This is a genomic window from Streptosporangium sp. NPDC049248, from assembly GCF_040678965.1.
GTDB lineage: Bacteria > Actinomycetota > Actinomycetes > Streptosporangiales > Streptosporangiaceae > Streptosporangium > Streptosporangium fukuiense.
Genome location: NZ_JBFAQY010000012.1, coordinates 223966 through 233747, shown reverse-complemented (window position 1 = coordinate 233747; position 9782 = coordinate 223966). Strand labels below are relative to the sequence as shown.

At 67.5% G+C, this 9782-nt stretch carries 10 protein-coding genes and 2 pseudogenes; 6 read left to right on the top strand and 6 right to left on the bottom strand.

Annotated features, from left to right (window positions below):
- On the top strand, positions 1 to 887 hold an 887-nt coding region (locus tag AB0K21_RS23365), incomplete at its 5' end, for a PKD domain-containing protein (protein WP_364153077.1).
- On the opposite strand, the gene AB0K21_RS23360 is transcribed toward AB0K21_RS23365, so the two are convergent.
- From AB0K21_RS23360 to AB0K21_RS23350, 3 genes are all read right to left on the bottom strand, one after another.
- Positions 877 to 1308, bottom strand: coding sequence for a hypothetical protein (locus AB0K21_RS23360; protein WP_364153074.1), 432 nt, complete (start codon positions 1306 to 1308; stop codon positions 877 to 879). The genes AB0K21_RS23365 and AB0K21_RS23360 overlap by 11 nt on opposite strands.
- A gap of 5 nt (positions 1309 to 1313) precedes the next feature.
- Positions 1314 to 1502, bottom strand: coding sequence for a hypothetical protein (locus AB0K21_RS23355; RefSeq protein WP_343976997.1), 189 nt, complete (start codon positions 1500 to 1502; stop codon positions 1314 to 1316).
- A 233-nt stretch (positions 1503 to 1735) separates the two neighbouring features.
- On the bottom strand, positions 1736 to 2248 hold the full coding sequence (locus AB0K21_RS23350; protein WP_343977067.1) for an N-acetyltransferase: 513 nt from the start codon (positions 2246 to 2248) through the stop codon (positions 1736 to 1738).
- A 1044-nt stretch (positions 2249 to 3292) separates the two neighbouring features.
- On the opposite strand from AB0K21_RS23350, the gene AB0K21_RS23345 reads away from it, so the two are divergent.
- From AB0K21_RS23345 to AB0K21_RS23330, 4 genes and pseudogenes are all read left to right on the top strand, one after another.
- Complete coding sequence (locus AB0K21_RS23345; protein WP_343976994.1) at positions 3293 to 4054, top strand: alpha/beta hydrolase; 762 nt, start codon at positions 3293 to 3295, stop codon at positions 4052 to 4054.
- Between the two features lie 350 nt (positions 4055 to 4404).
- A complete protein-coding gene (locus AB0K21_RS23340; RefSeq protein ID WP_364153069.1) occupies positions 4405 to 5004 on the top strand; it encodes an alpha/beta hydrolase in 600 nt (199 codons plus the stop codon).
- Between the two features lie 323 nt (positions 5005 to 5327).
- A complete protein-coding gene (locus AB0K21_RS23335) occupies positions 5328 to 6980 on the top strand; it encodes an ABC-F family ATP-binding cassette domain-containing protein (RefSeq protein WP_364153091.1) in 1653 nt (550 codons plus the stop codon).
- Between the two features lie 50 nt (positions 6981 to 7030).
- Positions 7031 to 7216, top strand: a pseudogene (locus AB0K21_RS23330) (IS5/IS1182 family transposase); the annotation flags it as partial.
- Between the two features lie 11 nt (positions 7217 to 7227).
- Here AB0K21_RS23330 and AB0K21_RS23325 read toward each other — a convergent pair.
- The 3 genes from AB0K21_RS23325 to AB0K21_RS23315 form a co-directional block, all read right to left on the bottom strand.
- Positions 7228 to 7590 (bottom strand): hypothetical protein, encoded by a 363-nt coding sequence (locus AB0K21_RS23325; protein ID WP_343976988.1) that lies wholly within the window; start codon positions 7588 to 7590, stop codon positions 7228 to 7230.
- Between the two features lie 257 nt (positions 7591 to 7847).
- Entirely contained in the window at positions 7848 to 8540 is a 693-nt protein-coding gene (locus AB0K21_RS23320; protein WP_364153066.1) for a nucleotidyltransferase domain-containing protein, read from the bottom strand.
- Positions 8541 to 8884: 344 nt separating this feature from the next.
- Entirely contained in the window at positions 8885 to 9001 is a 117-nt protein-coding gene (locus tag AB0K21_RS23315; RefSeq protein ID WP_343976982.1) for an ALQxL family class IV lanthipeptide, read from the bottom strand.
- 612 nt (positions 9002 to 9613) lie between these two features.
- Between AB0K21_RS23315 and AB0K21_RS23310 the strand changes: the two are divergent.
- A pseudogene (locus AB0K21_RS23310) lies at positions 9614 to 9769 on the top strand (transposase family protein); the annotation flags it as partial.
- Positions 9770 to 9782: the final 13 nt, after the last annotated feature.

Sequence of the window (9782 nt, the reverse complement as noted above, 5' to 3'; positions counted from 1 at the left end):
TCCAGCACGTGTATGCCTCGGCCGGTGACCACACCGTCGTGCTCGCGGTCACCGACGACAAGGGCGCCACGGGCACCGCCCGGCTCACCGTCCATATCACCAACGCCGCACCCGAGGTGTCCCTCACACAGCCGGTCACGGCCGTGGCGGTGGGCACCGAGGTCAGGCTGAACGCCTCGTTCACCGACCCCGGTGGCGCCGACGTTCACACCGCCGTGTGGACCATCGGCGGCACGCCGGTGCCCGCGGCCGTGGCCGAAAGCACCGGCCCTGCCAAGAACACAGCCAAGAGCACAGCCAAGAGCACGGGCAAGAGCACGGGCAAGAGCACGGGCATGGTCACCGGCACGGTCACCGGGTCGCACGTGTTCACCAAGGCCGGGCGATACCCGATCTCGGTCACGGTCACCGACGACAAGGGCGCGACCGGCACCGATGCCATCGATGGGCAGACGGCGTACGTGCTGGTCTACGACCCGGCCGGCTCGCTGGTCGGGGCCGGGCAGATGCTCTCGCCCGCCGGGGCGTGCACGCTCGGCGGCGAGTGCGCCAAGGAGGGCAAGGCGACCTTGGAGGCCACCGCCCGCTACCGCGGCAAGGACACCACCCCCGCGGGTGAGCTGCGCTACGACGCCCCGGGGTTCGATCTGCGAGGTGGCTCCCACACGGTGCTCGCCGCCTCCGGCGGCACCGCGATCCTGCGCGGTACCGGGAAGGTCAACAAGAGCGTCGAGGTCACCTACGAGATCACCGCGGTCGATTCCGGCAAGCCGGCCGATGGCACCGACCGGCTGCTGGTCAGGGTCTGGAAGAAGAACGGAGAACTCATCTACGACAACAGCGCCTCGCCCTCACCGGTGAGCGGCGTCATCCGCGTCAGCGGCTGACCTGACCCATCACACGTCCGCGGGCCGCGGTCATCCCGGCTGAGGCCCGCGGACACCCGGCTGACCCGCCGGCCACCCGTACGGAATCGAGAAGGTGCTCCTCGGCGCCCACCACCTCCCCGGAGGAGTAGACGAGCTCGACCATGGCAAGGTAGGTCCTGATACGCGTGTGATCGTCACCGATCTCGCACAACAACTCCACCGCCGCGTTCATGTCGCCCGCGACGCCCTCCGCGATGAGCTTGGCCTCTTGACAGTAGAGCTTGAAGTCCCCGCCGTGGAACTCGGGAAGTGTCTTCGCATACGCCTCGACAGTGGCAATCTCGCCGGGGTGCATGGTGCCGTCGACATAGCACGCCAGCATCATCGCGTGCACCATGAGGGCCTTTTGCCATAGATCACCCGTGGCATCGGTGGTCACAACGATCAACTCTCCTTGGTCGCCATCATCAGAACTTGCGGGTAGGTGGCCACGGCGCGGACGGCGTGGTCCTCACGAGAGGCCTCAAACCCCTCGACCACCGTGCTGACCTCGTCATCACCGATGAGGTGAGGACTGGTCCTTTGGAACATCACCAGGGTGCTCGCGAGGAAGTCACCGAGGTCAGGATCCATTTCCACTGCCGCAGGTCGCTGACGGCCCGGCCGACGGGATGCGGTTCATCTCGATGACCGGTGGCGGAGGTCGGGAGGGACGAGGGTGACGTGCTCGCTGCTCGCCACGGGAGCTCGTGACCGCGTCCGAGGTAGGCCGGTCCCACGTCTCGCACCACGCCGTCGGCCATCGCGACGATCGAACGGCCCCCAACCGCGCTGGGGGCCGTTCGCCGCGTTCGAAGAACGGGAGATCAGACGCCGAACGCCGCCGGGTAGCGGATGACGCCGCTCGGGACCGGCCGTTCAGGGGCGAGGGCGAGCGCCATCATGTACTTGTCCTCGACGTCGAAGGGCGGGCGGATGCCGTACCCGGAGGCCGGGGTGAAGCCGAAGCGCGGGTAGTACTCGGCGTGGCCGAGCACGACCACCAGGTTCTCGCCCTGCTGGCGGGCGGCGTGCAAAGCGGCGTGGATGGCGGCGGAACCGGCGCCTTGCCGCTGATGTTCGGGCCTGACGGCGCACGGGCCCAGGGCGAGGGCGGGTGAGTCGCCGACGTGGCAGCGGGTGAGCAGCGCGTATCCGGTGAGGTCGCCGCCAGGGGCCTCGGCCAGCCAGGACAGGCCGGTGATCCACGCCTGCGGGTCGGCACGCAGGGCCTCGACGAGGTCGGCCTCGTGTGGGGTGGGGAAGGCGGCGAGGTTGATGTCGCGGATGGCGGCGACGTCGCCGGCGTTCTCGGGGCGGGTGGTCCAGGAAGAGCGCATGGTCGGGTTCGTTCCCTTCTGCGGGTGCAGGACGTAGCCGGTGTACTGGTAGTCCGCGCCGTGCTCGCGGCGCATGGTGATCTCGTGCAGGGTGGCCGCGACCGCTTCGCGCATCCCGGGTACGGCCAGGTCGGCCGTGTGGGCGCGTTGCGACAGCGGCGTGTAGTACTCCTCGAACCAGTCGCGGTCGGGGAGTGGATGCAGCGCGGTGACGGAGTAGCCCGCGGCGATGTTGCGCTCTTGGGTGCGCAGCGGATACACCTGGTCCCAGAACGCGCGGGCTTCGGCGGATGGGGAGTCGGTACTCCATTCGCATTCGGTGACGACCAGCCGGCCACCCGGGGCGAGCAGCCGCCGCCAGGAGCGCGGCGCGGTGTCGAAGCCGATGATGTACGCGGATCCTTCGGCCCAGATCAGGTCGAGGCTCCCGTCCGCGAAGGGCAGGCCCGTCATCGAGAGGCCCGCTTCGTGATGTTCGGTGAAGGTTTGGTCGAGTGCGCCGGTCCACCCGTACCGGGACAGGCCGGATGGATCGGTGTATGTGTGTGGCAACGTGAGAGACCCTTGCGGAGAAGGGGCCCCGACGAGACGCGGACATCACCCTGCCCGGTGAGCCGGATGGCTCAAGGCCGGGGGAAGAAGTGGGTCAGACCGGGGCCCGGGACGTGAGGTTGGTCCGGGCGCTGCGCATGGCAGCGGTCTTCACCGCGGTCATCAAACCTCACCTCCCTCCCACGAAGATCCAATACCGGACGAACGGCAGCCTAGCACCCCGGCAGGGCCGGTTGTACCGCTGCCGTCCCCGCTCTTATCCGCCGACACCTCCGACCTGGTGTTCGGCCAGGCCGGCGACGCGCGGGGAGAACCGGTACCCGCAGATCGCGAACAGCCCGAACACCAGGTCGGCGTAGCCGGTGATGATCGTCTCGGGACGGGGTCGCCGTCGAGGTTGTGGATGGCGTCGCTCCTCGAACAGCCGTCGCGGATGCTCGAGATGTTCGGTCTGCCCGATGAGTTTCGGGAGGCTGCCTCGTATACCTTGGCATGAGCAACTACATACGCCTTGGCGAGGTCGACCTCTGGTACGACGAGAAGGGCGCTGGGGAGCCTGTCGTCCTGATGCACGGCAACTTCAGTGACTCTCGCGACTTCGCAGGGAACCTTGACACACTCTCCTCGCACTCGCGGCTGTTGCTGCCCGAACGCCGGGGTCACGGGCACACGGCGGATGTCGCCGGTCCCATCACCATCGACAACATGGCGGCGGACATGATCGCGTTCGCTGAGCGGGTGGTCGGCGGCCCGTCCTCGCTTGTCGGATACAGCGCGGGCGCCGCCGTCGCCCTGTGGGTCGCGACCCGGCGCCCCGACCTCGTGTCGCAGCTCGTGCTGATCAGCTGCGCGTTCGACCCGGCCGGCCTGATCGTGCGACCCGATGCCGGCGGAGAGTGGCCGCCCCAGCTGATCGAGGCATATGGCGAGGTCTCGCCCGATGGCGAGGCCCACTTCCCCGTCGTCGCAGGCAAGATCGCAGCATCCGTCGATGACGGTGCGCCACTCACTTCCGAGGCCCTGGCACAGGTGAAGTGCCCCACGCTCGTGATCGCCGCAGACGACGACATCGTGACGCTCGAGCACACCCTGGAGCTGTATCGGGCTCTCCCCGACGGATACCTCGCGATCGTCCCCGGATCGAGTCACCTGCTGCTGTTCGAACACCCGGAACTGTGCACGCGGCTCGTCGGCGATTTCCTCGCCGGACGACGCGGACCACGGTGGATGCCTGTGTCCCGTGCCGGAGAGTGAGCCACGTCGTGGAACGGCGTCGGCTTTCTCCACGGTTGCCGGGATGTCGCCTCATCCCGCCCGGCCACAAACAGGGCCGGGGCGCCGATCCGTGGATCGTCGAGGTGCCGGGCATGGACGTGTTCCGATCCGACGTACCGGCCACGGGCAGGACCGGACGACCGCGGGGCCTCCGCTGGAGTGGTGGAACAGGCGGAACCATGCCATCCGGCTGGGGAAACTCGTATGCCACCTTCGATACGCACGGAGTCACCTTGACTCTCGATCCGGTGGGCAAGGCGCTCAGCCTGCGGATGTGAGACCCGGTTCACGGGGACGCTCCGGTTCCTCCGTCAGTGAGGGAGTCAGCGATGCAACGTCAAGCGGCCGAGGTGACGCCCCCGGTGGGACGGCACTACCAGGTCGGGGACCGGAAACTGTTCCTTCACCGGTCGGGTAAGGGGAGTCCGGCGGTGGTGTTCCTGCCCGGGGCCGGCTCGTCCGGCATGGACGGCTTCGTCGTTCAACGGCGAGCCGCCGAACTCACCACGAGTGTGCTCTACGACCGGGCCGGGACGGGGTGGAGTGACCGGGCCGAGCTGCCGCGCACCTCCACCCAGGTCACCGACGAGCTGCGCGAGCTGCTGCCGGTCGCCGGCGTGTCCGCTCCCTACCTGCTGGTCGGTCATTCTCTCGGCGGCCTCTACGCACGCCACTATGCGCGGCCGTTTCCCCGACGAGGTGGCGGGCCTGGTCCTGGTGGAGCCCGAACACGAGGACTACGACTCCTACATGCCCCAGAAGCTGAACGAGCTGTACCAGGCATGGGGCCCCGACGAGGCGTTGCCCGAGGAGTTGCCCGACGAGATCGTCCGGTTCTACCGCGACCTGTTCGCCCGGGAGATGGCCGACTGGCCACAGGAGATTCGCGAGCCGCTGATCGAAGGTCACGTCAGCCCCGGAATGGCTGAGGATGGCGGTCAGGAGGCGGACAACCGTTACCTGGTGTTCCTCCCCCGGAGCGGATCTCCGAGTATCGCAGCCCCGGCAGCTCTGGATGTCGCCGACTTCGCCTGCTGGGGTGCGAGTAGCGGAGCCGAGGCCGCGGCGTCGTGCGGTAGGTTGGTGGCATGCATTTGTACTTCCTGTGACGGCCGACCGGGCCTGCCGCGCTCGTTGAGACATTCCGAGTTCGCGGCGGTCATATCGTCATGACCACTCACGGTCGCCGTCACATCGCGTGCCTCGCGCCCTCACAGGGCGAGACGTGAGCGCGCCTCTTCGGAGGAATCAAATGCTTACCCCAACAGTCGTACCTGCGCGCTCGCGTGCACAGATCGTGCTCTCAGAGGCTTCGATCGCCCTGGGCGCGACCCCGGTTCTCCACAGAGTCGACCTCACCGTGACACACACATCTCGAATCGCGATCGTGGGTGAGAACGGACGAGGTAAGTCGACGCTCCTCTATCTCCTCGCGGGCAGACTGACGCCGGACGAGGGCTCCGTCTCTCGCGTCGGGACGCTCGGACTCGCCGAGCAGGAGATGTCAACGGCTGACGAGCGTACGGTCGGAGAGGTGGTCGCCGATGCCGTGGCGGACTCCCTCGCCGCGCTCGGCGAACTGGACGCGGCGAGCATCGCCCTGGCAAATGGCGATGAGATCGCGGATGAGCGATACGCCGCCGCGCTGGAACGCGCGGAGGCCCTTGGTGCCTGGGACGCGGAACGCCGCGTCCGCGTCGCTCTCGACGCTTTGGCCGCGGAATCCGACTGGGCGCGACGCCTGTCGGAGCTCTCCGTAGGTCAGAGGTATCGGGTTCGCCTGGCCTGCCTGCTCGGTGGTGACGCCGATTTCCTGCTGCTCGATGAGCCCACCAACCACCTGGACCGCAACGGCCTCGAGTTTCTGACCCAGCAGCTTCGTGCCCGTACCGGTGGAATCGTTCTCGTCAGTCACGATCGGGCGTTGCTCGGCGACGTGGCGCAGACCATCGTCGACCTCGATCCGACCCCTGACGACCGCCCCCGCGTCTACGGTGGCGGATACGACGGTTACCGGGAAGGTCGCCGTGCCGAGCGTGAGCGCTGGGAACAGGACTTCGAGCGTCAGCAGTCGGAGAGAGCCCGGCTGGAGGACGACCTCAGCGCGGCGCAGAACCGGTTGGTCACCGGATGGCGACCCGACAAGGGAACCGGCAAGCACCAGCGGGCAAGCCGCGCACCGGGACTCGTGCGGAGCGTTCACCGCCGGCGGGCGGCGCTCGAAGCTCATGCTGTGACGATGCCCGCGCCGCCGCAACCGCTGCGTTTCCCGGAGCTTCGTACCCGATCGGGAACCACTCTGCTCACGGCCGAGGACGTGACAGTGGCCGGGCGGCTCTCCTCGCCGACATCGGTCACCCTGCAAGGCAGGTCGCGCCTTGTCGTCACAGGACCGAACGGCGCGGGCAAGTCCACGCTGCTCGCTGTCATGGCAGGTGAGCTGCAACCCTCAAGTGGGCGTGTCCACCGGGCTCGGAGCGCACGTACAGTGCTTCTCCACCAGGAATCCGCGCTTCCGCTCCAACGCCGCGCCAGTGACGTCTACACGACACACGTGGCCATGCTCGTCTCCACCGGCCAGATCCCGTCGGAACAAACGGTCGGGCTGTCCTCGCTCGGGCTCCTGCGCCCACGCGAAGCGAACAAGCGCATCGGGGAACTGTCGATGGGACAGCGGCGACGGCTGGACCTCGCCCTGGCGATCGCGTCCCGGCCGCACTTGCTCCTGCTGGACGAGCCGACGAACCATCTGTCGATCTCGCTCGTCGATGAACTCACGGAGGCACTGCACAGCACTCAGGCTGCCCTCGTGTTGTCCAGTCACGATCGTCAACTTCTCAAAGACGTCGAAGAGTGGCCTCGGCTCACCCTCGCCGCTGGTGCGGGAAGCGAGGTGCCGGCATAGCCGCAACCGACAGCGCACGCGCGGCGTAGGCGTTCAGGCCGAGGGCGACGTTCATCCCCGTGCTGGGGAAGGTTCGGGTCCGCGGGCCTGTCGGTCGTCCCCGCACCCGGCCGGACGCGGTCGCCGAGGATAAGGCCTACTCGTCCCGTGGCAACCGCACCCACCTGTGCAGACGCGGCATCAAGGCAGTGATCCCGGAAAAGAGGGACCAGGCCGCCAACCGGAAGAAGAGGGGCCCTGGGGGCGGTTACACGCCCTGACGCAGCCACCGCACAGCGGCGTCGGCGCAATCCTCGGGGCTGCTGTCGAAGGCGATGGCGGCGTCGGGCGCGTGCTGCCGGACCAGGTTGACCACCTTCTCGAAGAATTCGAGCAACGGCTCGTGCGTGCGGATACCGCCCCCGATCACCACACAGGCGTAGTCCTTGCGGGTCAACGCCTCAACGATCGCTCCTTCGGGGTTCTCATCGAGTGCCACCAGGCAATAGTCGGACTCGATGCCCTGATCGTCGAAACGGGCCTGACCGCGTGCTATCGCCGCCTGAACCGGCTCCGGGTCCCAGCCCTGGATCTTGGCGGGATCAAGACCGATCACCAGTACTCGCGCCACTGCCCCTCCTTCCCGGGACGTCTCCACGCCAGTGCGATGGTCGAAGGTGGTGCCTGGAGCCATCGTCGCACACGCGTCACACAAGACGATCTAACAGCCCAGGCCCCGCCGTGAGGACGAATCCCGCAGATTGATCACGACTCGATACGTGCCCTAAGGCCCTGGCCTTCTCGGGGGTCTCCCGCTGACGTCGTCGCCGTTCTCCCGGTCAGGGAACCGGGGCAGCCGGGAATCTCGTCTTCCGGGGAGGGCGGCCGTCAGGCGCGTTCGTGGTCGGCTGGGCCGAGCTCTGTGCGCAGTCGCGCCGTCAGGTGCCGGGTCGCTTCGAAGCGGCCGGCGGTATCGCCGGTGAGCATCGTTTCGACGAGTGCGTTCTCGCCCTCGGTCAACGGAACCCGATGCAGGTAGGCCAGCCGGCGCGCACCGGCGGGCAATGGAACATCGTGTACGGCGTACAGGCCGTCCAGTACCGTCTCCACGCAGATCGCGGACCAGAACCCGAGCTCCCGGGGTGTTCCGGCCGCCTGTGCGCGGTCCAGTTTCGCCTGACCATGCCAGAGAGTGGTCGCGAGCAGTTCACGCAACCGTGCCGACGTGCGATAGGTCTCCAGCACCCTCGCGGCCGCCTGTACGAGGCGGGCGGCCGGCCCCGTGTCCATCAGGACCTCCGCCTCGAGGAACGAATACAGCCACGAGGTCTTCGGCCGGTCGAAACGGGTGAGCCACTCCGCCTCCGGTCGCGCGATCCACTCCACCAACAGGCCCTGGACCAGCCGTCGAGGTCCCACCTCCAGTGCGGAGTCCTCCGTGGTCACGACGAGCAGGTCGATGTCGGAGGTGGCCACATGCTCGCCACGGCACACCGATCCGGCAAGCAGGACGGCGAGCACATCGTCCCGTTCGGCGAGCTCCGCTCCGACACGTTCGGCGATCTTACGATGTGAATCCATCTCCCCGATTTTGGCCAATTCACCACGAACGTGTGAATGTTTCGCAGGAGTAGGTTCATCGCTTCCCCTGCCGTAACGACACCTGCGCCAAGAGGACCTTCGCCGAACAGGTTCCCGACCGGAGCCCCGTTACGACCGGCGCGGCCTCGGGCCGGGGAGGCGTCGCGGGCGATCGCGCTGACGGTCGAGCGGCGGGGCCGGTGCGGGACGGCGAAGGTCAGGCGTTCATCGCGTGTCGCCCCGGCCGCCGCCTACCCGCGACGAGTGCCTCCGCAGCCGAGGCGCCGCGCTTTCGACCGCTCACCTACCGCGAGCGTCCGATCTGGCCGCTCCCGCGGTGAACATCAGTCGAGGGTGAGCGTGATCAGGGAGACGAGAGTAACGCAGGTGGTTTTGCAGGGATACAGAGCGGCTTCCATTTTGCTGGGGAGCATGTCCAGAGAGTTGATGTCGAGTTCCACTGCTCTTCTCCTTTTGTTGGGAGGACCTCCACCGAGACTGCGGCGGTCTCCGTGACCGCCGGCTCGTCTGGCGGAGTCTGTGTGGTCGGACTCGGTGTGGTGCCTACCATGCCGCTTCATCGGCGCGGGCGGGTTCCTCGACCAAGGTCGTGCTCCGGGTCCGTACCGGTACGACGAATTCGCCGTACCGGGACAGCATCGTGGCGGGTACTTATGAACCACTTTCGATAGGAACGACAAGGCGTTCCCGACTCTCGGCTTGACTTTCGCCGATCACCGAAACGACCGGGACGGAGGACGCTGTTATCGGCAGGCCGGATGCCGTTCGCCACGAAACGGCAGCCGGTCACGGCCATGCTCACCCGGGCACTGGAGTCCGGGGTTCCATTTCACCGGTTCACCGCCGATGAGCCCTTTCGTGCCGACGATAATCCGCGGACGCTTAAGAAGCCTTAAGCGTTCTTAACGGTCGCTTATGCTGATCTTGAAAGGCTGAGGCCACGTTCGGGGCGAGCTGGTCATGGCCCGCGATTTCCCTGGCTGTGCACCGGAGATGTGACCGGGAAGCCGTCGACCTGCTCGCCACCCTCGCCGACGACCTCCACACGGCCATCGCGCGCCCACGCCCGCATCCGCGCCATCGGCGAACGAGCCGTGGCCACCCTCAGGACCTGGAGGATCCTGAACCGTCTGCGCTGCTGCCCACATCGGGCCACCGCGATCGTGCAGGTCATCCTCGTCCTTCAGGCTGCGGGAGACGGCCGGTGATCAAGATGGAAAG

Excerpts from the sequence above, each read along its gene's own strand:
- AB0K21_RS23355 (WP_343976997.1), bottom strand. The coding sequence starts at position 1,502 with ATGGATCCTGACCTCGGTGACTTCCTCGCGAGCACCCTGGTGATGTTC.
- AB0K21_RS23350 (WP_343977067.1), bottom strand. The coding sequence starts at position 2,248 with ATGCGCTCTTCCTGGACCACCCGCCCCGAGAACGCCGGCGACGTCGCC.
- AB0K21_RS23345 (WP_343976994.1), top strand. The coding sequence starts at position 3,293 with ATGAGCAACTACATACGCCTTGGCGAGGTCGACCTCTGGTACGACGAG.
- AB0K21_RS23340 (WP_364153069.1), top strand. The coding sequence starts at position 4,405 with ATGCAACGTCAAGCGGCCGAGGTGACGCCCCCGGTGGGACGGCACTAC.
- AB0K21_RS23335 (WP_364153091.1), top strand. The coding sequence starts at position 5,328 with ATGCTTACCCCAACAGTCGTACCTGCGCGCTCGCGTGCACAGATCGTG.
- AB0K21_RS23320 (WP_364153066.1), bottom strand. The coding sequence starts at position 8,540 with ATGGATTCACATCGTAAGATCGCCGAACGTGTCGGAGCGGAGCTCGCC.